Source organism: Nocardia amikacinitolerans (genome assembly GCF_900215415.1).
Taxonomy (GTDB): domain Bacteria; phylum Actinomycetota; class Actinomycetes; order Mycobacteriales; family Mycobacteriaceae; genus Nocardia; species Nocardia amikacinitolerans.
In genome coordinates, this window is the sequence record NZ_OBEG01000008.1 from 12855 (window position 1) to 35451 (window position 22597).

At 69.9% G+C, this 22597-nt stretch carries 20 protein-coding genes; 4 read left to right on the plus strand and 16 right to left on the minus strand.

Annotated elements, in window-relative coordinates; all coding sequences use genetic code 11:
* Positions 1–18: 18 nt before the first annotated feature.
* Positions 19–942, plus strand: coding sequence for an NAD(P)-dependent oxidoreductase (locus tag CRP45_RS29375; protein ID WP_097247938.1), 924 nt, complete (start codon positions 19–21; stop codon positions 940–942).
* Positions 939–1370 (plus strand): PPOX class F420-dependent oxidoreductase, encoded by a 432-nt coding sequence (locus CRP45_RS29380; protein WP_097247939.1) that lies wholly within the window; start codon positions 939–941, stop codon positions 1368–1370. Before CRP45_RS29375 ends, CRP45_RS29380 begins: the two co-directional genes overlap by 4 nt.
* A 38-nt stretch (positions 1371–1408) precedes the next feature.
* On the opposite strand, the gene CRP45_RS29385 is transcribed toward CRP45_RS29380, so the two are convergent.
* The 3 genes from CRP45_RS29385 to CRP45_RS29395 form a co-directional block, all read right to left on the minus strand.
* On the minus strand, positions 1409–2395 hold the full coding sequence (locus CRP45_RS29385) for an esterase/lipase family protein (protein ID WP_097247940.1): 987 nt from the start codon (positions 2393–2395) through the stop codon (positions 1409–1411).
* Positions 2396–2515: 120 nt separating this feature from the next.
* Complete coding sequence (locus CRP45_RS29390) at positions 2516–3178, minus strand: PadR family transcriptional regulator (protein ID WP_097247941.1); 663 nt, start codon at positions 3176–3178, stop codon at positions 2516–2518.
* A gap of 145 nt (positions 3179–3323) precedes the next feature.
* Entirely contained in the window at positions 3324–3890 is a 567-nt protein-coding gene (locus tag CRP45_RS29395) for a TetR/AcrR family transcriptional regulator (RefSeq protein WP_245910566.1), read from the minus strand.
* 73 nt (positions 3891–3963) lie between these two features.
* Between CRP45_RS29395 and CRP45_RS29400 the strand changes: the two genes are divergently transcribed.
* Positions 3964–4809: an SDR family oxidoreductase gene (locus tag CRP45_RS29400; RefSeq protein ID WP_097247943.1), complete on the plus strand. Its 846-nt coding sequence runs from the start codon at positions 3964–3966 to the stop codon at positions 4807–4809.
* A 208-nt stretch (positions 4810–5017) separates the two neighbouring features.
* Here the strand turns inward: CRP45_RS29400 and CRP45_RS34795 are convergent, their stop codons facing one another.
* From CRP45_RS34795 to pyrR, 13 genes are all read right to left on the minus strand, one after another.
* On the minus strand, positions 5018–7759 hold the full coding sequence (locus tag CRP45_RS34795) for a primosomal protein N' (RefSeq protein ID WP_245910568.1): 2742 nt from the start codon (positions 7757–7759) through the stop codon (positions 5018–5020).
* A 66-nt stretch (positions 7760–7825) separates the two neighbouring features.
* The gene (metK, locus tag CRP45_RS29415; RefSeq protein ID WP_084482514.1) at positions 7826–9037 is read right to left on the minus strand and encodes a methionine adenosyltransferase; all 1212 of its coding nucleotides are present in this window, start codon (positions 9035–9037) and stop codon (positions 7826–7828) included.
* Between the two features lie 256 nt (positions 9038–9293).
* The gene (gene coaBC / locus CRP45_RS29420; protein WP_097247944.1) at positions 9294–10523 is read right to left on the minus strand and encodes a bifunctional phosphopantothenoylcysteine decarboxylase/phosphopantothenate--cysteine ligase CoaBC; all 1230 of its coding nucleotides are present in this window, start codon (positions 10521–10523) and stop codon (positions 9294–9296) included.
* A gap of 76 nt (positions 10524–10599) precedes the next feature.
* On the minus strand, positions 10600–10875 hold the full coding sequence (gene rpoZ, locus CRP45_RS29425) for a DNA-directed RNA polymerase subunit omega (RefSeq protein WP_067780290.1): 276 nt from the start codon (positions 10873–10875) through the stop codon (positions 10600–10602).
* A gap of 102 nt (positions 10876–10977) precedes the next feature.
* Positions 10978–11559 (minus strand): guanylate kinase, encoded by a 582-nt coding sequence (gene gmk, locus CRP45_RS29430; RefSeq protein WP_067780287.1) that lies wholly within the window; start codon positions 11557–11559, stop codon positions 10978–10980.
* Between the two features lie 8 nt (positions 11560–11567).
* Positions 11568–11888, minus strand: coding sequence for an integration host factor, actinobacterial type (mihF, locus tag CRP45_RS29435; RefSeq protein WP_040708330.1), 321 nt, complete (start codon positions 11886–11888; stop codon positions 11568–11570).
* Positions 11889–12516: 628 nt separating this feature from the next.
* Entirely contained in the window at positions 12517–13341 is an 825-nt protein-coding gene (pyrF, locus tag CRP45_RS29445) for an orotidine-5'-phosphate decarboxylase (RefSeq protein ID WP_097247946.1), read from the minus strand.
* Between the two features lie 89 nt (positions 13342–13430).
* Positions 13431–16763, minus strand: a complete 3333-nt coding sequence (carB, locus tag CRP45_RS29450; RefSeq protein ID WP_067780281.1) for a carbamoyl-phosphate synthase large subunit — start codon at positions 16761–16763, stop codon at positions 13431–13433.
* The gene (carA, locus tag CRP45_RS29455; protein ID WP_097247947.1) at positions 16763–17875 is read right to left on the minus strand and encodes a glutamine-hydrolyzing carbamoyl-phosphate synthase small subunit; all 1113 of its coding nucleotides are present in this window, start codon (positions 17873–17875) and stop codon (positions 16763–16765) included. Before carA ends, carB begins: the two co-directional genes overlap by 1 nt.
* Positions 17872–18369, minus strand: a complete 498-nt coding sequence (locus tag CRP45_RS29460) for a PH-like domain-containing protein (protein WP_067780276.1) — start codon at positions 18367–18369, stop codon at positions 17872–17874. The genes carA and CRP45_RS29460 overlap by 4 nt, the downstream gene beginning before the upstream one ends.
* Positions 18369–19679, minus strand: a complete 1311-nt coding sequence (locus CRP45_RS29465; RefSeq protein ID WP_097247948.1) for a dihydroorotase — start codon at positions 19677–19679, stop codon at positions 18369–18371. The genes CRP45_RS29460 and CRP45_RS29465 overlap by 1 nt, the downstream gene beginning before the upstream one ends.
* A 25-nt stretch (positions 19680–19704) precedes the next feature.
* A complete protein-coding gene (locus CRP45_RS29470) occupies positions 19705–20664 on the minus strand; it encodes an aspartate carbamoyltransferase catalytic subunit (RefSeq protein ID WP_097247949.1) in 960 nt (319 codons plus the stop codon).
* Complete coding sequence (pyrR, locus tag CRP45_RS29475; RefSeq protein WP_245910570.1) at positions 20661–21302, minus strand: bifunctional pyr operon transcriptional regulator/uracil phosphoribosyltransferase PyrR; 642 nt, start codon at positions 21300–21302, stop codon at positions 20661–20663. Before pyrR ends, CRP45_RS29470 begins: the two co-directional genes overlap by 4 nt.
* A gap of 286 nt (positions 21303–21588) precedes the next feature.
* On the opposite strand from pyrR, the gene CRP45_RS29480 reads away from it, so the two are divergent.
* Positions 21589–22215, plus strand: coding sequence for an alpha-ketoglutarate-dependent dioxygenase AlkB (locus CRP45_RS29480; RefSeq protein ID WP_097247950.1), 627 nt, complete (start codon positions 21589–21591; stop codon positions 22213–22215).
* The last annotated feature ends 382 nt before the right edge of the window (positions 22216–22597 follow it).

Sequence of the window (22597 nt, forward strand, 5' to 3'; positions counted from 1 at the left end):
AACGTTGAGGATCGTGTCATGACGATCAACTCGACACAAGAGCAGGCCCCGACGCGCGAATCCGGCACCGAGACCGTGACGGTTCTCGGCCTCGGCATGATGGGCCACGCGCTCGCGAAGACCTTCCAGCGCAACGGATATCGGACCGTGGTCTGGAATCGCACGGCGACGAAGGCCGCGGATCTCGTCGAGGACGGCGCCACACTCGCGGAATCCGCCCGCGACGCGGTCGCGGCCGGTCGGCTCCTGATCGTGTGCCTGTCGGACTACGACTCGGTGCACGAGATCCTGGATCCACTGGACGGGGCGTTGGACGGACGCGTCCTGGTGAACCTGACCTCGGGCACCTCGGCGCAGGCCAGGCAGACCGCCGAATGGGCGGCGCGGCAAGGGTGCGGGTATCTCGACGGCGCCATCCTCGGCGTCCCGGCGGCGATCGGCTCGACGGATGCCGAGATCATCTACAGCGGCCCGCGCGCGGCCTTCGACACGCACGAGAAAGTCCTCCAGAACCTCGGCCGCACAACCTATCTCGGCGCGGACCACGGCCTGTCTTCGCTGCACGACGTGGCGATCCTCAACCTGATGTGGGGAATCCTGAACGCGTTTCTGCACAGCGCCGCACTGCTGGGCGCCGCGGGCGTGCGCGCCGATGCCTTCGCGCCCTTGGCAACTCGCGGCGTCGGCACCGTCGGCGATTGGCTGACCGGATACGCGCAGCAGATCGACGCGCGCGACTACCCGGTGCTGGACGCCACCATCCACACCCACGTCGCCACCATGGAGCACGTCGTCGAGGAGTGCGAGGCCGCGGGCGTCAGCGCCGAAATCCCCAGGTTCGTCAAGACATTGGCGGACCGGGCGGTGTCGGCCGGACGCGGTGACGAAGGCTACGCGGCCTTGATCGAGCTGTTTCGCAAAGACTCGGTGACGCCGCGGTGAGCGCCGGACCGTTCGACCCTCGCGCGCTGTTGGCGCAGAGCGAGCTCGGTGTGCTCGCGACGATCAAGGCGTCCGGGCGTCCCCAGCTTTCGCCCGTGACGCCGTACTACGACCGCGCGGCGGACCGGATCTACTTCGCGACCGACGAGGGTTTGGCCAAGACGGTCAACCTGCGGCGGGACCCGCGGGCCAGCCTGGAGGTCACTCGACCGGACGGCTGGGCGTGGGCCACCGCCGAGGGCACCGCGACGCTGACGGGACCGGGAACGGATCCGCACGGCCCCGAGGTGGAGGCCCTGGTGGACTACTACCGCGCCGCCGCGGGCGAACATCCCGATTGGGCGGAGTACCGAGCGGTGATGGTCGACGAGCGCCGGGTGCTGGTCACGATCGAGGTCGACCACGTCTACGGCGCGCGACTGCGGTGATCGGGCCGGGCGGTTCGTCTCCCGCCCGGCCGACCCGATCAGGAATTGCCCGCGATGATCACCTGCGGGATGCCGGTGCCAAGCGGCACCGCCTCGCAGGTGGGCGTCGGCGCATGCGCGGGATCGAGCGCCCGCAGCACCAATTGCTGCACGAACGGGTCGTAGACCATGTGGAAGTGACCGGTGAGGTTGCTCGGGCACAGGTCTTGCACGACGATGTTCTCCGCGCCCGCCCCGCGCAGCGCGATGTTGCTGAACGGCTGGATCATCTCGTCGACCCGGCTGCCGATGGTCACGTAGCGGACACCGGGCACGGTATCGCCGCCCGCGTTGAGTTCGAGCATGATCGGCGAACCCTGCGCCTGCTGGACCGCAGCGGTCGAAGTGACCCTGGCGAACACCTCCAGCGCGCCCGGGATCACCTGCGCCACCGGCACCAGCCCGTACATCACCCCGCCGTAGCTCGGCGACGCGATGCCGACCCACTGGGCCACCTTCGCGGCACCGCCGAGCTTGTTGGTGTAGAGCCGGGTCACGTTGGCGCCCTGGGAGAATCCGACGAGATCCACCTTCTCGGCGCCGGTCGCGGCCAGCACCCGGTCGACGAACTGGCCGACCTGGTAGGCGCTCGCCCGCAGGTCCTCGGTGCCGTAGGTGTCGGCGCCCGGCGCGCCGCCGTAGTTGAGCGCGAAGACGCAGAATCCGGCCGCCACCAACTGCGGGCCGATCGCCGACCAGTCGGAGTAGGCGGTGGAGTCGGTGCCGTGCGCCAGCACGACGGGTCGGGGGTGGGCCGCGGTGGGGCGGCAGCCGAAATCGTTGGTGCCCAGCGGCGTGGCGTTCTTGTTCTCCTTCAGATGCCGCGCCGCGGCCAGGTGGTCGGTCTGCGGCGGCGCGCCGACGGTCGGCACGTCCGGCGGACGGACGGCGAGCGGTTCGGCGATCGCGCCCGGTTCGGCGCCCGCGGTCGTCGAAACGCCGACACTCGAACCGACCAAAGCCCCCGCGACCAGCGCGAACGCCATAGCGCCGCGACAAACCTGTGACCTACCCCAACCCCACACACCAAACGGCTGTTCCATATCACAATGATCTACCTCATCGGCGCGAAAAACGCACGCCCACGGGATGTTTCGTGATCATTACTATTCGGTAGCGTCATCCTCGGCGAGGATGCGGTACAGCGAACGGCGGGTGTCGTTCAGGATTTCGGCCGCCTTCGCCGCCTGCTCGGGGGTGCCGACGGCGGCCACCTGCGCGACCGCGCCCATCACCCCGCCGACCAATCCGCGCAGGTCGATGGCCTGCGCGCCGACGTCCGCCTTGACCTGCGCCCACGGATCGCCGAGCTCCTCGCGATGCGCGGTGACGTACTCGCCGCCCGCTTCGGTCAGCTTGGCGGTCTTGCGACCGGCAACCTTCTCGATGAGGACCAAGCCCTCGTCCTCCAGCTGCGCGAGCGCGGGGTAGATCGATCCGGGACTCGGCCGCCAGACGTCGTCGCTGCGTTCGCGGATCTGCTGGATCAGCTCGTAGCCGTGCATCGGCCGCTCGGTGAGCAGCAGCAGCACGGCGGCGCGCACGTCGCCGCGCCTACCACGGCCGCCGCGACCCCGGCCGCGGCCGAACTGCGGGCCGAAGCCCGGTCCGAAACCAGGACCGAAGCCGGGCCCGAACTCGGGACCGAAGCCGTGCCTGCCGCCGTGGCGATGCGGTCCGCGACCGGGACCGAATTCCCCGCGGCCGGGCTTACGCCAGCGGCCGCCGCGTCCGAACTCTCTGTTCTGCATGTTCTCGATGTTTTCCATGTCGACCCTCCTTGGGCTCTCGTGTTCACTTCACAGTATCGACGATATATCGACAATGCATCGAACGCAAGGAAGTCCTGATGTATTCCGCCCGAGAAACACCTCGGGCGCGCCTGTGGTGCACAGGCGCGCCCGAAGCGAGTCGCTACAGCGAGTCGATCCAGTCCTGGAGCCGCTTCCCCTCGGCGGCCATCAGCTCGGGATCGCGGAAGGTGTTGGTGAGCAAGGAGATTCCCTGATAGGAAGCGATGAGCGCCACCGCGAGCTCCCGGGCGTCGGCGCGGCCGATTTCCGCGAACTGCCGCTCGACCCAATCCAGCAGCGTCCGCATCACCTCGGCCGCGCGCCCGTCCAGCGGATCGGCGCGCTTGTGCAGTTCGGCGGTCAGGGAGCCGAAGGGACAGCCGTGCCGGACGGCCATCTCCCGCTCGTCGACCCAGCCCTGAACCAGCGCCTTCAATCGCTCTCGCGGCGTCGACAGGGCGTCCAATCCACCGGTCAGTTCGTCGAGGCCGCGGGCATGCGCGCCGATGGCCGCCTCGATCAGCTGATCCTTGGTCTTGAAGTAGTAGTACACGTTGCCGACGGGCACCTCAGCGGTGCGTGCGATGTCGGCGATGGTGGTCTTCTCGACGCCGCGCTCGTAGAACTCGCGCACCGCCGCGTCCACCAGCCGCTCGCGCTTGCCCGCCTTCTCGACTGAGTTAGTCACACAACTAACTATAGACAGCCGTGCCATCCTCGACTACGGTTCTGTTAGTCAGTCAACTAACTAGGAGTGGAACATGATCGTGGTGACCGGGGCGACCGGCAATATCGGACGCTCGCTCGTCCCGCTGCTCGCGGCCTCAGGGGCGCAGGTGACGGCCGTCTCGCGCGGAAGCGGCTCGATCGCCCTGCCGGAAGGAGTCCGGCACGTCGCGGCGGATCTCGCCGATCCCGCGAGCCTCTCCCCCGCGCTCGCGGGCGCCGAGGCGCTGTTCCTGTTGATCAGCGGCGAGCAGCTGATCGCGGGACCGGAACCGGAGGAAGTTCTGGACGTCGTCGCCGAGGCGGGCGTGCGGCGGGTGGTCTTCGTGTCCTCGCTCGGTACTCGGACCCGGCCCGAGGCCGCGGGCTACGACCGACTGCGGGCCTACGAGAAAGCGCTTCGGGCTTCGTCTTTCGAGTGGACCATCCTTCGGCCGGGCGGCTTCTTCAGCAACACCTACGCGTGGGCGGAGTCGGTCCGCGGCGAGCGGACCGTCGCCGCGCCGTTCGGATCGGTCGGCCTGCCCTCGGTGGACCCGGCCGACATCGCGGCCGTCGCCGCCGCGGCGCTGCGCGAGGACGGGCACGCCGGGGAGATCTACACCCTGACCGGACCCGCACTCAGCACCCCGCGCGAGCAGGCGGCGGCACTCGGCGCGGCCCTCGGCACCGATATTCGCTTCGTCGAGCTCTCACCGGCTCAGGCGCGCGAAGGCATGCTCCGCTTCATGCCGGAGGCGGTCGCCGACCACACGCTGAAGATTCTGGGTTCCCCAACCCCCGGCGAGCTGCTCGTCAGCCAGGACATCGAGAAGGTGCTCGGGAGGACCGCGGGCACGTATGCCGAATGGGCGGAACGTAATCGGGCCGTGTTCGCCTGAACCGGCGCACTCCCGACCCCGGTCCGCACCGGGCCGTCGGCTCGCGTATCCGAGCGCGCCTTGCCGCAGCGGCCGGGCAGCCGAATCGACGGGAGCCGAATGGGGTCGGCCCGTGGCGAGCGGCCGCACCAAGTCCAACAGTGCCACGTCCGCCACGGCGACAGTCCGTTTACCACCTGCCGCGTGCACGCACGGCGATGCGCCTCACTCAGCCGATGTCGATCGGGTCGATCTGGACGCGCAGGGGGGCGTCGGAGCGGTGGGTGCTGCGGATGGCTTGGGCGGCGGTGAGGGCGCGGGAGAGGGCGGCGCCGGTGCGGCGCGGGACACGCAGGAGCATGCGTTCGACTTCGGCCGGGGAGTCGCCGGAGAAGGGTTTGCGTGCGGTGGCGGGGAGCGGGACCGGGCCGAGCACCTCGACGTCGGCGGGGAGGTCGGCGGCGGCGAGCAGTTCGTCGATGGCTTCGGTGGCGCCGTCCACGGCGGCCAAACGGACGGCGGGCGGGAAACCGACCTCGGCGCGGGCGTCGACCTCCGCGCGGGCGTGTCCGATCGGGTCCCAGCGCACCAGCGCCTGCACGGTCGGCAGGGACGGCTCGGCCATCACCACGACCTGCCCGTGCGGGCGCACCAGCGCCGCGGCCGACATCCAGCGGCGCAGCGCGTCCTCGGCGGCGCGCAGGTCCGCGCGGCCGAGCAGGGCCCACCCGTCCAGCAAAAGCGCGACGCCGTACCCGCCGCGCACGACGGGCTCCGCGCCGACGGTGGAGACGATCACCTGCGGCCCCGGCTCGACGGTGTCGAGCACCGCACCACCGCCGGAACCGCGGATCGGCACGCCGGGAAAGGCGCGGCCGAGTTCCTCGGCGGTGCGAACAGCGCCGATGACGACGGCACGCAAGGCTCGGGAGCCGCAGGCCGAACAGCGGAACGCGGTCTCGGTGATGCCGCACCAGCGGCAGCTCGGACTGTGCGCCTCGTTCGCGCCGCCCGGCGTGCTCTCCGGAAGCGCCAGCGGGCCGTTGCAGTGCCTGCACCGCGCGGGGGTGCGGCATTTCGCGCAGGACAGCGCGGGGACATAGCCGCGGCGGGGTACCTGCACCAGCACCGCGGCCCCCTCCTTCAACGCGGCCCGTGCCGCCGCGAACGCGACACCGGGGATGCGGACCGCGCGGGCCACGGGATCACGCTCCATCGCGATGTCGCTGTCGCCGGGAGCGCTGATCCGTGGCGCGGCCTTGCGTAGCACCGAGCGATCGGCGACGAGGTCGTGCGCCCACCCGGAATCCACCACCGCTTGGACCTCGGCGGTGCGGGCGAAACCGGCCGCGACGAACGCCGCTCCCGTCTCGTGCGCCCGCAGCATCGACACCTCGCGCGCGTGCGGGTACGGCGCGCGGGGCTCGGCGTAGGTGTCGTCGCCGTCGTCCCAGATCGCGATGAGGCCCAGGTTCGCGGCGGGCGCGAACACGGCGCTGCGCGTGCCGACGACAATCCTTGCGCTGCCGCGCAATACCGCCAGCCACCGCCGGTACCGCGCGGCGGGGCCCAGCCCCGCCGTCAACCCGACGGCCGAATCCCCCACCAGCCGAACGCATTCGGCGAGGACGCGATTCAAATCCCGTTGATCGGGGACCATCAGGATCGCGCTGCGCCCGGCCCCGACCACCGTCGCGGCGAGTTCCGCGAGCCGCCGGGCCCAGTCCTCGCCCGGCATCGCCTGCCAGGCCGCCCGCACTCCCTTGCCTTGGCCGAGCGCCGCGAGGAACGCTTCGCCGTGGATGTAGCGCCCCCACGGCGTGGTGTCGAAGTCCGGCTTCGGCACCTCGAATGCGGGCGGCACCAATGTTTTCGGGTCGGAAGCAGCCCCAGCTGCCGCGGCATCATCAGCCGCGATCGAACCGCGCGCAGCCTCGTCGGCGCCCCTCGCGACACCGTCGACAGCATCGGCGCCGCCGGCCTCGGCGACAGCCCCAGCAACGCCATCCGCAGCAGCGCCGCCTTCGGCCGTGCCGCGCGCCGCCGCAACATCCGCCGCACGACGACCTTCGGAGGCATCGCCGACCACCCACGCAGCGCCCGGGGCGGTGCCTGCGACGCCGACATCCGCTGGCCCGCCACGGTTTTCAGAGGAGCTCCAACCGGGTTCGCTTTGCCGAACGGTATCACCGACAGCCGAGCCACCAGCGACCACCTCGTTCGCAGCGGTATCGCTGGTGACCGCGCGAGACCTCGGCGGCCGCTGCGCGTCGTCGGATGCGAAGGTATCGTCCCCGCCCGAGGCCGCCGATCGTCTCACCCGAAAAGCGTTGTCGCCGAGGTCGTCTCGACGCTTATCTTCGGCGTCACCAAGGATGGTCGAGTCATTCGAAGCCGCAACGGTCGACTCGATAGCCGAATCGTCTGGTATGGAACGGTTTTCGCCAACCCGCATCGGCGCGTCCAAGCGACCGACCGCGCCGGTCTCGGCCATGGGCTCAGCCGTATCCTGCTGCGCGGGTACAGCTGAGACGGAGTCGGTCCCCTCTTCGTCCGCCGACGACTCACCTGACGAACGAACGCCGCCCTTCTTCGTCCCCCCGTTCTCCGTCCGCGCATGCCGCGGCGGAATCGCCAACCGCAGCACATCCGCGCGGGTCCCCGCATAACGGGCCGCGAGGTCGGTGGCGAGCCGCAAAATCTCGGGGGTGAGGACGCGTTCCGCGGAAACCACGCGCTCCAGTTTGACGAGCTTGCCGCCGTGCTCGCTGTGGGTGAGGCGGGCGAGCAGGTAGCCGTCGACGAGGCGGCCCGCGAACCGGACGCGCACCCGCACCCCCGGTTGGGCGATCTCGTCGAATTCGGGGGGCACCAGGTAGTCGAAATCGCGGTCCAGGTGCGCGGGCGTCAACAGCGGAAGCACCCGCGCGATGGGTCGCGCGGGTGCTTCCGCTGTTGTCGTCGGTTCCACGGACACATCATCCGTGGGGGTGGCGGACTTGTCCGCCGCGGGTCGGCTCACTCGGGCCCGGTCGGCCTACAGGCCGGCGGCGGCGCGCAGCTTGTCGGCGCGGTCGGTGTGCTCCCAGGGCAGGTCGACGTCGGTGCGGCCGAAGTGGCCGTAGGCGGCGGTCGGCGCATAGATCGGGCGCAGCAGGTCCAGGTCGCGAATGATGGCGCCGGGACGCAGGTCGAAGACCTCGGTGATCGCGGTCGAGATGCGCTCCGGGTCGACCTTCTCGGTGCCGAAGGTCTCGACGAACAGACCGACCGGGGCCGCCTTGCCGATGGCGTAGGCGACCTGCACCTCGACGCGGTCGGCCAGGCCCGCGGCCACCACGTTCTTTGCGACCCAGCGCATGGCGTACGCGGCCGAGCGGTCGACCTTCGACGGGTCCTTGCCGGAGAACGCGCCGCCGCCGTGCCTTGCCATTCCGCCGTAGGTGTCGACGATGATCTTGCGGCCGGTCAGGCCCGCGTCGCCCATCGGGCCGCCGAGCACGAACTTGCCGGTCGGGTTGACCAGCAACCGGACGTCGGAGATGTCCAGGGTGGGCAGGTTCAGGTCGGCGAGCACCGAGTCCAGGACCTTCTCGCGGATATCGGGCGCGAGCAGGTTGTCCAGGTCGATGTCGGCCGCGTGCTGGGTCGAGATGACCACGGTGTCGAGCCGGACCGGCAGGTGGCCGTCGTATTCGATGGTGACCTGGGTCTTGCCGTCGGGACGCAGGTAGGGCAGCACGCCGGTCTTGCGGACCTCGGTCAGGCGGCGCGAGAGCCGGTGCGCGAGCGCGATCGGCAGCGGCATCAGCTCGGGGGTGTCGGTGTTGGCGTAGCCGAACATCAGGCCCTGGTCGCCCGCGCCCTGCTTGGCGATCTCGTCGTCTTCGCCGCCGACGCGCGCCTCGTGCGAGGTGTCGACACCCTGCGCGATATCGGGCGACTGGGCGCCGATGGCGATGTTGACGCCGCACGAGTTGCCGTCGAAACCCTTTGCGGACGAGTCGTATCCGATCTCGAGGACCTTCTCGCGGACGATGCGCGGGATGTCAGCGTATGCCGAGGTGGTGACCTCGCCCGCGACGTGCACCTGACCGGTGGTCACGAGCGTCTCAACCGCGACCCGGCTGCGCGGGTCTTCCGCCAGCAACGCGTCGAGGATGGAATCGCTGATGGCGTCACAGATCTTGTCCGGATGACCCTCGGTCACGGACTCACTGGTGAATAGGCGGCTGCCAGACGTGCGCACAGTTGTTCCCTCTCCCTCAACGGGTTTCTCGTATCGGATGGCCACAGCGACAGTAATGCGATACCGCCGTCGCGCAACCCTTCATCTCAGACTATTCCAAACCTCCGGCGCGACGAATCCGCCGGTTATCGCCGTCCCAGACTATCCGCACCCGCGGCGGCCGGTGCGCACATTCGCACACCGCGCCGCGGTCGGCGTCCGGATCGAGCGGCACGCCGATCGCTCGGCGCGGCAACGGAATTCGATCGGGCCAAGATTACCCGGCGCGCAGCAACGGACCGAGCGCGTCCAGCACACGGCTGGCGAGCAGCGCCTTCGACCCGTGGTCGAGGGCCTGTTCGGTGCCGTCGGCGCCGAGCAGCCAGCCGTCATTGGTGTCGACCTCGAAGGCCTTGCCCTCGCCGACCGCGTTGACCACGAGCAGGTCGCACCCCTTGCGAGCCAGCTTGGCGCGCGCGTGGGTGAGTACGTCGCCGTGCTCGTCACCGGTCTCGGCCGCGAAGCCGACGATGGCGGTGCCCGCCAGCTGACCGTCGCGCCGCGACTGAACCAGACCGGCGAGGATGTCGTCGGTCTTGGTCAACGGGATGACGTCCGGCTCGCCGGCGCCCTTCTTGATCTTGGCGGCGGCCACGTTCGTCGGCCGGAAATCGGCGACGGCGGCGGCCATGATGACGGCGTCGGCGCCGACCGCGTGCTTCTCCACCGCCGTCTTGAGCTGCTCGGCGGTGGTGATGTGCACCAGGTCGACGGCCGCGGGGGCGGCCATCTCGATCGTGTTGCCCGCGATCAGCGTGACGTGCGCGCCGCGCTGCGCGGCGACCCTGGCCAACGCGTAGCCCTGCTTGCCCGAGCTGCGATTGCCGAGGAAGCGCACCGGATCCAGCGGTTCCCTCGTGCCGCCCGCGGTGATCACCAGACGGCGGCCGACCAGGTCGCGCGGGATGGCGTCGGTGCGCTCGAGCAGCAGCGCGGCGAGCCCGAAGATCTCCTCGGGCTCGGGCAGCCTGCCCGGACCGGTGTCGGCGCCGGTGAGGCGTCCGGAGGCGGGCTCCATGACGGTCGCGCCGTGTCTGCGCAGCGTCTCGACGTTGGCGATGGTCGCCGGGTGCTCCCACATCTCGGTGTGCATCGCGGGCGCGAACAGCACGGGACATCGCGCGGTCAGCAGCGTGGCGGTGAGCAGGTCGTCGGCGCGGCCGTGTGCGGCGCGCGCCATCAGATCCGCGGTGGCGGGGGCGATGACCACGAGGTCGGCCTCCTGCCCGAGCCGGACGTGCGGGACCTCGGGCACGTCCGTGAACACGTCGGTGTGCACCGGGTTCCCGGACAGCGCCTCGAAGGTCGCCTTGCCGACGAATTGCAGAGCCGACTCGGTCGGGATCACCCTGACCTCGTGCCCCGTCTCGGTGAAGCGCCGGACGAGCGCGCAGGCCTTGTAGGCCGCGATCCCTCCGCTGACGCCGACGACGATGCGTGTGGTCACTACGCCTCCGTGGGCTCGTCCCCGGCCACGCGGGGAGTTCGATACTGCGGCATCACGCGCGGACGCGGGATGTGGGTTACTCGCCCTCGGAGTGCTCGAGCAGGTCGGAGTGGATTTCGCGCATGGCCACCGACAGCGGCTTCTCCTGCAGGCCCGGCTCGACCAGCGGACCGACGTACTCGAGGATGCCGTCGCCGAGCTGGTTGTAGTAGTCGTTGATCTGGCGGGCCCGCTTGGCGGCGTAGATGACCAGCGCGTACTTGGACGACGTGCGCTCGAGCAGCTCGTCGATCGGCGGGTTGGTCAGGCCGACCGGGGTGTCATACGCGGGCGCGGTCTTGGTGTCGCTCACTGGTGAGGCTCCTGCGGGTTGTCGTGGAAAAATCAGCGGGTAATCGAGCGTGCGATACCGCCCCCTTGCCCCGGCCGCGACCGGGACACGGGTGTACGGCGGCTACCTCGAATTTGTGCTAACGAACAACGATACCAACTGCTCGCAGGCGCTGGTCACCTCGTCGTTCACGATGACGATGTCGAACTCGTCACATGCCGCCAGTTCGGTGCGCGCGGTCTCCAACCTGCGCTCGATCACCTCCGGCGATTCGGTACCGCGCGAAGTGAGCCGGAAGACCAGTTCGTCCCAGCTCGGCGGGGCGAGGAAGACGAGAAGAGCCTCCGGCATCGCCTTGCGCACCGACCTCGCGCCCTCGAGATCAACCTCGACCAGCACGTTCATGCCCGCGTTCAGCGCCTCGCGCACCGGACCCGCCGGGGTCCCCGAACGCTGCAGGCCGCCGTGGATGTCCGCCCATTCCAGCAGTTCGCCCGCCTCGATCATGGCGTCGAACTGGTCACGAGAGACGAACCGGTAGTCGAGTCCGTCGACCTCCCCGGGCCGGGGGGCCCGGGTCGTCGCCGACACACTGAAGACCAGTTCGGGCAGGCGTTCCCGCACGCACCGCACGACCGTGGACTTGCCTACGGCCGAGGGGCCGACCAGTACAACCAGCCGACCCTTCCGCGTGTGTTCGACCACCCTCGTCGTCAGGCGTCGAAGTCGAACCGGGCGAGCAGCGCCTTGCGCTGCCGATCGCCGAGTCCGCGCAGACGGCGGGTGGGGGCGATCTCCAGCTCGGTCATGATCTCGGCCGCCTTGACCTTGCCGACCTTGGGCAGGGCCTCCAGCAGCGCCGACACCTTCATCTTGCCGAGGATCTCGTCGGTCTCGGCATCCTTGAGGACGCTCTTCAGGTCGGTGCCGCCACGCTTCAAGCGCTCCTTGAGCTCCGCCCGAGCGCGGCGAGCGGCAGCCGCCTTCTCCAAAGCAGCGGCGCGCTGCTCGTCAGTCAGCTGGGGAAGGGCCACGGTTCCTCCGTCTCATCGTTCATTGCTTGATCTACCGCCGGTAACCCGCGCGGTCTCAGCGACCGTACCCACGACGTCCGCCGATTGCGAACCCACCCCCCAGGTCAGCGCATGATTCTGAATGCCGTAGGGGCGAGCGGGACCGGATGCGCGTCACGCCCCGGGCGCTGCGGTGATCGTACCGCCGAATCTCGGAAACGCCCTGCTACCAGCGTATTTTCGAAGCATTCCAAGGTTAGCGGAGCGGTTGCGGTGGCTCGTCACGACGTGTCAGCAATCGGTCGGGCTTCCGACCAGGAACTTTCTGGAAATTCCCCGCGTGTCGCACTGTTCTTCCGCGTGTCGGATCGAACACATGTCCCATCGCTTGGGATTCGGCACCGCGAAAACGCCGAAGAGCCCCGGCGCGAGGCGGCCGAGGCGGAGCCAGAGGAGTCGGGGCACGGCGTGCCGCTGAATCGCCATCTGCGCGATTCACCACACGTCACCCGGGTTTCCCCGCGCGGGACGCGCGTAAACCCCGCAGAAGGGCGGCCAGACACCACGAAGCGGCCCGCGGGTTCGGTCGGTACCGAACCCGCGGGCCGCTTCGAGGACGATGTGCCGTGGGAAACCCGGCCGCGATCCCTCAGCGCTGCAGGAAGGCGAAATCCTCCTGGAGCGCGCTCACCCTGGCACGCAGTGCCGAAACGGACGGACCTTCGCGCAGCACCTCGCGCGAGACGTTCGGCACCACCGCACCGAGTACGGACTCGGGCACCAGGTCACGCACCGAACCCGGTCCCCCGCCCTGGGCGCCGATGCCGGGCATCAGGATCGGGCCGTTGAGCGCGGTGAGGTCGGGGGCCTCGGCGAGGGTGGCGCCGACGACGACCCCGACCGACCCGAAGTCGTGGCCTGCGTTGCGCGCGGCGGCCTCGTCCACCATCGTCTGGGCGATGCTGCGCCCGTCCGCCGCGCGCGCCGTCTGCACCTGCGCCCCTTCGGGATTCGAGGTGGCGGCGAGCACGAAGAGGCCGCGATGGTTGGCTTCGGCCAGTTCCAGCGCGGGTGCGAGCGAGCCGAAACCGAGGTACGGCGAGACCGTCACCGCGTCCGAGCCGAGCGGCCCGTCGCCGAGCCAGGTGCGGGCGTAGGCGTCCATGGTGGAGCCGATGTCACCGCGTTTGGCGTCGGCAAGCACCAGGGTGCCCGAGGCGCGCAGCACCTCGACGGTCCGTTCCAGCACCGCGATCCCGGCCGAACCGTAGGCCTCGAAGAACGCCACCTGCGGTTTGACCAGCGCGACGGTGCCGTCGAATGCCTCCACGCAGATCTCGGCGAACTTCTCCACGCCCTCGGCGTCCTCGGAAAGCCCCCAGGCCGCGAGCAGCTGCGGGTGCGGATCGATGCCGACGCACAGCGGACCGAAGTGGTGCATCGCGTGCCGCAGGCGCGCGCCGAACGTCTTCATCGCATCTCCTGTATGTCCAGGTCCTGAGTGCGCCCGTCCGCGTCGGAACGCGAACGGGCGCCGGATGGCCGCAACCGGTCGGTGCCGGTTCAGCCGCGCAGCGAGGAGTGCAGTTCCTGGAGGGACCGCACGCCGAGGCCGCCGTTGATGCTGGCCTCGATGCCCTGCACGGCCGCGGCCGCGCCCTGCACCGTGGTGATGCACGGGATGTTGACGCCCACCGCCGCGGTGCGGATCTCGTAGCCGTCCACCCGAGGACCCGAGTTGCCGTACGGGGTGTTGAACACCATGTCGACCTCGCCGTCGCGGATCTGCTCCACGATCGTCGGCTCGTCGGCCCGGTTCTCGTCGGAGTGCTTGCGCACCTGCTCGCACGGAATTCCGTTGCGGCGCAGCATTTCCGCGGTGCCCTCGGTGGCCAGAATGCGGAAGCCGAGGTCGTGCAGGCGCTTGACCGGGAACACCATGGCGCGCTTGTCGCGGTTGGCGATCGAGACGAACACGGTGCCCTCGGTGGGCAGCGAGCCGTAGGCGGCGGACTGGCTCTTGGCGAAGGCGGTGCCGAAATCGGCGTCGATGCCCATCACCTCGCCGGTCGACTTCATCTCCGGCGAGAGCAGCGAGTCCACACCGCTGCCGTCGGCGCGACGGAACCGGTGGAACGGCAGCACCGCCTCCTTCACCGCGACCGGCGCGTCCAGCGCGACGTGCCCGCCGTCGCCCTCGCTCGGCAGCATGCCCTCCTTGCGGAGTTCGGCGATGGTGGCGCCGAGCATGACCCGCGCGCAGGCCTTGGCCAGCGGCACCGCGGTGGCCTTGGAGACGAACGGAACCGTCCGGCTGGCCCGTGGATTGGCCTCCAGCACGTAGAGCACGTCGTCCTTGAGCGCGTACTGCACGTTGAGCAGACCCTTGACGCCGATGCCCTTGGCCAGCGCGATCGTGGAGCGGCGCACCGCCTCGATGTCGCTGCGGCCCAACGTGATCGGGGGCAGCGCGCAGGCCGAGTCGCCGGAGTGGATGCCTGCTTCCTCGATGTGCTCCATCACGCCGCCGAGGTAGACCTCTTCGCCGTCGCAGAGGGCGTCCACGTCGATCTCGATGGCGTCCTCGAGGAAACGGTCGACGAGGACCGGGTGCTCCGGGTTCAGCTCGGTGGCCCGGGAGATGTAGCCCTCCAGGGACTTCTCGTCGTAGACGATCTCCATGCCGCGCCCGCCGAGCACGTAGGACGGGCGGACCAGCACCGGGTAGCCGATGCCAGCGGCGATCTTCTTCGCCTGCTCGACCGTGGTCGCCGTGCCGTACTTCGGCGCGGGCAGCCCGGCCGCGACAAGCACCTCACCGAACTCGCCTCGGTCCTCGGCCAAGTCGATGGCGGCCGCGCTGGTGCCGACGACCGGGACGCCCGCGTCGGTCAGCCGCTGCGCGAGGCCGAGCGGGGTCTGCCCGCCGAGCTGCACGATGACGCCCGCGACGGTGCCGGACTCGCATTCCGCGTGATAGACCTCGAGCACGTCCTCGAAGGTGAGCGGCTCGAAGTAGAGGCGGTCGGCGGTGTCGTAGTCGGTGGAGACGGTCTCCGGGTTGCAGTTGACCATCACCGTCTCGTACCCGGCCTGCGACAGCGTCTGCGCCGCGTGCACGCACGAGTAGTCGAACTCGATGCCCTGGCCGATGCGGTTCGGGCCGGAGCCGAGGATGATCACCTTCTCGCGCTCGCGCTGCGGCGCCACTTCGGACTCCGCGGCGGGATCGAGCTCGTAGGCCGAGTAGTGGTACGGCGTCTTGGCCTCGAACTCGGCGGCGCAGGTGTCGACGGTCTTGAACACCGGGCGCACGCCGAGCCGGTGGCGCAGCGCGCGGACGCCGGTCTCACCCGCCAGCTCGGGCCGCAGCGCGGCGAGCTGGTTGTCGGAGAGGCCGTAGTGCTTGGCGCGGCGCAGCAGCGGCTCGTCCAGCACCGGGGCGTCGATGATCTCCTGGCGCAGTTCGACCAGACCGGCGACCTCGGCGACGAACCACGGGTCGATGCCCGAGGCCTCGGCCACGTCCTCGATGCTCGCGCCGTAGCGCAGCGCCCGCTCGACCTGGTAGATGCGGCCCTCGATCGGGGTGCGCAGGTCGTCGAGGATTTTCTCGATCGCGGCCTGCGCGTCACCGTCGACGGGCGCCCACGGGCCGTCGTCCAGGGTCCAGAAGCCGGTGGCCTTGGTCTCCAGCGAGCGCAGCACCTTGCCGAGCGCCTCGGAGAAGTTGCGGCCCAGCGACATCGCCTCGCCCACCGACTTCATGGTGGTGGTCAGCGTCGGGTCGGCGCCGGGGAACTTCTCGAACGCGAACCGCGGCGCCTTGACGACGACGTAGTCCAGGGTCGGCTCGAAGCAGGCCGGGGTTTCCTTGGTGATGTCGTTGACGATCTCGTCCAGCGTGTAGCCGATGGCCAGCTTGGCCGCGATCTTGGCGATCGGGAAGCCGGTGGCCTTGGAGGCCAGCGCCGAGGACCGCGAGACGCGCGGGTTCATCTCGATGACGATCAGGCGGCCGTCGCGCGGGTTCACCGCGAACTGGATGTTGCAGCCACCGGTGTCGACGCCGACCTCGCGCAGGATGGCGATGCCCAGGTCGCGCAGCTTCTGGTACTCGCGGTCGGTGAGCGTCATCGCCGGGGCGACGGTCATCGAGTCGCCGGTGTGCACGCCCATCGGGTCCACGTTCTCGATCGAGCAGACCACCACGACGTTGTCGCGGCCGTCGCGCATCAGCTCGAGCTCGTATTCCTTCCAGCCGAGGATGGACTCCTCGATCAGGACGTTGGCCGTCGGCGAGGCGGCGAGGCCGCCGCCCGCGATGCGGTCGAGGTCGTCATGGTTGTAGGCCATGCCGGAGCCGAGGCCGCCCATGGTGAACGAAGGACGCACGACGACCGGGAAGCCGAGCTCGGCGACCGTCTCGCGCACCTCGTCCATGGTGAAGCAGACCCGCGAGCGGGCGCTCTCGCCGCCGACCTTGGCGACGATGTCCTTGAACTTCTGCCGGTCCTCGCCGCGCTGGATGGCGTCGAAGTCGGCGCCGATCAGCTCGACGTTGTACTTCTCCAGCACCCCGCGCTCGTGCAGCGCGACGGCGGTGTTCAGCGCGGTCTGCCCGCCGAGGGTCGCGAGGATGGCGTCGGGACGCTCCTTCGCGATGACCTTCTCGACGAACTCCGGCGTGATCGGCTCGACGTAGGTCGAGTCGGCGAACTCGGGGTCGGTCATGATCGTCGCCGGGTTGGAGTTCACCAGCGACACGCGCAGGCCCTCGGACCTGAGCACCCGGCACGCCTGGGTGCCGGAATAGTCGAACTCACAAGCCTGGCCGATGACGATCGGGCCCGATCCGATCACCAGGATGTGGTGTAGATCCTCGCGGCGAGGCATCAGGCTCCTTCCATGAGACCGGCGAAACGGTCGAACAGATATGCGGCGTCGTGGGGGCCTGCGGCGGCCTCCGGGTGGTACTGCACGGAGAACGCGCGACCGTCGAGCAGGCGAACGCCCTCGACGGTGCCGTCGTTGGCGCAGACGTGGCTGACCTCGGCGCGGCCGAACGGCGTGTCGAACTGTTCGCCCTGCTCGCCCTCCAGGGCGAAGCCGTGGTTCTGCGCGGTGATGGAGATCCGGCCGGTCTCGTGCTCGACGACCGGGATGTTGATGCCGCGGTGGCCGAACTTCATCTTGTAGGTCTTGCGGCCGAGCGCCCGGCCGAGGATCTGGTTGCCGAAGCAGATGCCGAACAGCGGCAGTCCCTGCTCGAGCACGCCCTGGGTGAGGGCGACCGCGCGGTCCTGGGTGGCGGGATCGCCGGGTCCGTTCGACAGGAAGACGCCATCGGGCTTCAGCTCCCGGATCTGGTCCAGGGTGAAGGTCGAGGGCACCACGTGCACCCGCATGCCGCGCTGGGCGAACATGCGCGGGGTGTTGGTCTTGATGCCCAGGTCGACGGCGACGACGGTGAAGCGGCGCTCGCCCGTCGGCTCGATGGTGTAGACCGAGTCGGTGCTGACTTCCCCGGCCAGGTCCGCGCCGAGCATGGACGACTGGCCGTTGACCCTGGCCAGCAGCGCGTCCTCGTCGGCGAGGGCGGCACCGGAGAAGATGCCCGCCTTCATCGAACCGCGGGTGCGCAGGTGGCGCACCAGCGCGCGAGTGTCGACGCCCGCGATACCGACGATGTCCTGCTCGCGCATGGCGTCGGGCAGCGTCGTGGTCGCGCGCCAGTTCGACGCACGCCGCGCGGGGTCGCGCACCACGTACCCGGCCACCCAGATCTTCGAGGACTCGTCGTCCTCGTCGTTCCATCCGGTGTTGCCGATCTGCGGTGCCGCCGCCACCACGATCTGGCGGTGGTAGCTGGGGTCGGTCAAAGTCTCCTGATACCCGGTCATCGCGGTGCAGAACACCGCCTCGCCGAGCGTCTCGCCCACGGCGCCGTAGGCCGTGCCGCGGAACACCCGGCCGTCCTCGAGCACCAGCGCAGCCGCTTCATTCACGTTCGTTCATCTCCCGTCGTCGTCCTGGCCCACGCCGGATACACCGTCTTGTCGTCCCCTCGGAAACCGGTGTCTATCTCGGTTCCGGTCGGCAGCTTCCAGCGAATTACCAGCACACCATCTTCCGTCATCACTTTGCCCGCGTGGCCGCGTTCGGTGCGGACCGCCGTGATGGACTCCTGCGGAATCCAGATCACCGTCGCCCCGTCGCGCTCGAGCAGAATCCCCCGCTCGAACCGCGTGAGTTCCGCTGTGGCGCGAAAACCGAGATCGCCGACCGCGATCCGGTCCTGCCAGCTCGGCGCGATCGTGCTGCCGAGATACAGGCCGGTCGTCGGCTCCAGCACCTGGGCGCCGAGTTCGGCGGGCACCGGAGGCAACTCGCCGATCCGCGCTTGCTGACGCGCCGCCCGGTTCTGCCAGCCTCGGTACATCAGCCAGATACCGAGCGCGAACAACGCGAGGCACCCGACCACCCACAGCGTTCTCTCCATTACGGACCTCCTGTGCCAGCGCCGACCGCCTTGCCATCGCGTGCGGTCACCCGGCCGCGCAGCAACGTCGCCGTCACCTTGGCCGGGAAGGTCATCGCCTCGAACGGCGTGTTGTTCGAGATGCTGGCCAGCTCGGCGGCGCGCACCGTCCAGGTGGCGTCGGGGTCGACCAGGGTGAGGTTCGCGGGCTCGCCCACCTCGAGCGGGCGGCCGTGGTCGTCGAGTCCGACGATCCGCGCGGGCTGCTCGCTCATCACGCGGGCCACGCCGCGCCAGTCCAGCAGTCCCGGTTCGACCATGGTCTGGACGACGATCGACAGCGCGGTCTCCAGCCCGAGCATGCCGGGACGGGCGGCGGCGAATTCGCAGCACTTGTCCTGTTCGGCGTGCGGGGCGTGGTCGGTGGCCACGCAGTCGATGATGCCCTCGGCCAGCGCCTGCCGCAGCGCCGCGGCGTCGGACGCCTCGCGCAGCGGCGGGTTGACCTTGTTGACCGCGTCGTAGGTCTCCAGCCGCGTGTCGTCCAGCAGCAGGTGGTGCGGCGTCACCTCGGCGGTGATCGAAATGCCCTGGGACTTGGCCCATTTCACCAGTTCCACGGTGCCGGCTGTGGACGCGTGGCAGATGTGCACGCGCGCGCCCGCGTCCCTGGCCAGCAGCGCGTCGCGGGCCACGATCGACTCCTCGGCGGCGCGCGGCCAGCCCGCGAGACCGAGCCGCGCCGCGGTCGGGCCCTCGTGCGCGACCGCGCCCTTGGTGAGCCGCGGCTCCTCCGCGTGCTGAGCGATGAGCACGCCGAGGGAGTTCGAGTACTCCAGCGCGCGGCGCATGATCAGCGGGTCGTAGACGCAGTGGCCGTCGTCGGAGAACATCCGCACCGCACCGACGCCCGCCGCCATGGTGCCCATCTCCGCGAGCTGCTTGCCCTCCAGCCCGACGGTCACCGCGCCCACCGGGAACACGTCGACGAGGCCGACCTCCTGGCCGCGCCGCCACACGTGGTCGGTGACGACCACCGAGTCGGCGACCGGGTTGGTATTGGCCATGGCGAACACGGCGGTGTAGCCGCCCAGCGCGGCGGCGGCGGAACCGGTCTCGATGGTCTCGGTGTCCTCGCGGCCGGGTTCGCGCAGGTGGGTGTGCAGGTCGACGAAGCCCGGCAGCAGGATCTGCCCCTTCGCGTCGATGATCTCGGCGTCCACGATGCCGAGATCGGTGCCGATCTGCCGGATCTCGCCCTCGTCGACGAAGACGTCCACGGGCTCACCCTCGCCGTAGATCAAGGCCCCCTTGATCAACAGCCCACTCATGGCGCCACCTTCCGCTCGTTGCCGTTCATGCCACTGCCTCCTGCGCGCCGACCAGCAGCCGGAACAGCACCGCCATGCGCAGGTGCACGCCGTTGGTGACCTGCTGCAGGATCGCGGCCTTCGGCGAATCCGCCACGGCCGAGGCGATTTCCATGCCGCGCAGCATCGGACCGGGGTGCATGACCACCGCATGCTCCGCGAGCAGCGCGAGCCTGCGCTCGGACAGGCCGTAGTTCACCGAGTACTCGCGCGCCGAGGGGAAGAACCCGCCGTTCATGCGCTCGGCCTGCACGCGCAGCATGAGCACCGCGTCGGCGCCGAGCAGTTCGGCGTCCAGGTGGTGCGAGACCCGGGCGGGCCAGGCCTCGACGCCGACCGGCAGCAGCGTGCGCGGCGCGACGAGCACCACCTCGGCGCCGAGGGTGTGCAGCAGGAAGACGTTGGAGCGCGCCACCCGGCTGTGCAGGATGTCGCCGACGATCACCACCCGCTTGCCCTCGATGTCGCCGAGCCGCTGGCGCAGCGTCAGCGCGTCGAGCAGCGCCTGGGTCGGGTGTTCGTGCATGCCGTCGCCCGCGTTGACGATCGCGGGACCGGAGGTCCGGCCCTCCGCTCGCGCCCAGCCGTCCATCCAGTGCGCGATCTGGTGCGCGGCGCCGGAGGCGGGGTGCCGCACGATCAGCGCGTCCGCGCCCGCGGCGTGCAGGGTCAGCGCGGTGTCGCGCAGCGATTCGCCCTTGGACACCGACGAGCTGCTCGCGCTGACGTTGATCACGTCCGCACTCATCCACTTCCCTGCGACCTCGAAGGACACCCGGGTGCGTGTCGAGTTCTCGTAGAACACCGTCATCACGGTGCGGCCGCGCAGGGTCGGCAGTTTGTGCACCTCGCGACCGAGCAGCGCCTGCTCGAAGCGCTCGGCCTCGTCGAGCAGTTCGGACGCCGCGGCGCGGTCCAGATCGGTGACGCTCAGCAGGTGTCTCACGCCTCGGCCTCCTGGTGCAGATAGACGCCGTCGCGACCGTCGTGTTCGGTGAGCAGCACGGAGATGTCCTCGGCCCGCGCCGTGGGCACGTTCTTGCCGACGAAGTCGGCTCGGATCGGCAGCTCGCGGTGGCCGCGGTCGATCAGCACGGCGAGTTGCACCGCACGCGGTCTGCCGAGGTCGCGCAGCCCGTCGAGGGCCGAGCGCACCGTGCGGCCGGAGAAGAGGACGTCGTCGACGAGCACCACGAGCGCGTCCTCGATGCCGCCCTCGGGCACCGAGGTCCGCTCCAGCGGGCGGTGCGGACGGCTGCGCAGGTCGTCGCGGTACAGGGTGATGTCGAGCGAGCCGAGGGCCGGGCGGACGCCGGAGAATTCCTCGATCTTGTCGGTCAGCCGCGCGGCCAGGGTGGTGCCGCGGGTCGGGATGCCGATCAGCACCACGCGCGGCGAGCCGACCTCGTCGGAGTCCAGCGCGGTCTTCTCGATGATCTGGTGCGCGATGCGCGCGATGGTCCGGCCGACATCGGAAGCCGACAACAGCTCCCGCCCCGTCGCCACCCATTCGGGTGTGTGCCGCTGAGAGTGCGTCGTCTCGGCAGCGCCGGACTTGGCGGCCCGATCTCCGGGCACAGCCATGCCGACCTCCTTCCCCGCCTCACCGGACGGTCCGTTAAAGGATGTCTTACGGCTAGCAGCGTAACAGCGCCTCAGACCCCGCTTTCACCAGGCATATCGGCCTGTGAGCTGCCCCACGAAAGCGGCGTGAGCGGCGCCACCGCGCGGGCGGTGTGACTTCTTCAGGCGCAAGGCGACTTGCTGCTGGCCGACGCGTGCACTCTCCGTGCCCGAGTCAGGTTGCCGGCTCCACATACAAGCGTGGCGGCGTGTGCACATATGTTCGAATGGGGGTAGGGTCGGGCGGGTGACCGCTTGGCTGCAGGGTTCGCTGTTCGACGGGGCCGGGGACGTCTGTCTCGGTTCCCTCGACGGCACGCGCCGCACGCCGCTGTCGGACGGCGCGTGGGTCGATGTGCGGCCGGGGTGGCTGACCGGTGCGGACATCCTGTTCGAGCGGCTGGCGCGGGATGTTCCGTGGCAGGCCGAGCGCAGGCCGATGTACGACCGGGTCGTGGACGTGCCCCGGTTGCTGCACTTCTACGACGAGAACGCCGCGCTACCGGATCCAATCCTCGACGACGCGCGCGACGCGCTCAGCCGTCACTACGCCACCGAACTCGGGGAGCCGTTCCGGACGGCGGGCCTGTGTTACTACCGCGACGGCCGCGATTCCGTCGCCTGGCACGGCGACACCCTCGGCCGCGGCGCGAAACACGACACCATGGTGGCGATCCTGTCCATCGGCGCACCGCGCGCCCTACTGCTACGGCCGCGGCGCGGCGGCGCGAGCATCCGGTACCAGGTCGGGCACGGCGACCTGCTGGTGATGGGCGGTTCCTGCCAGCGGACCTGGGAACACGCGGTGCCCAAGACCCGCAAGCCGGTCGGTCCGCGGATCAGCATTCAGTTCCGTCCGCGCGACGTGCGCTGAGGGAACGGTCCCGAACGCCCTGCTCGCAGTGGTGCCGATTCGAGACGTGCCCATGCCCGGCCTGGCCACGACCATCAACTCACTCGATGCGTGCGAAATCTGCGGCTCGCGCGCTGCCAGCCGTGTGCGGACGGCGGGGCTACCAACGACGAGCTAGGAGCCGCGAGCTATTAGCCGACAGCGCGCTACGAACTGCGAGCCCAGGGCTGCGCGAGCCGCCAGCGGCGAGCTACAAGTCGCGGGCTACGGGCAGGGGCTGTGGGCTGTGGGCTGTGGGCTGTGGGCTGTGGGCTGTGGGCTGTGGGCTGTGGAAATGATTGGCGGGGAATTGGATTCGCGGCGGCGGAAGTCGAGCACGCGCCCGGCAAATCGACTCGGAGCC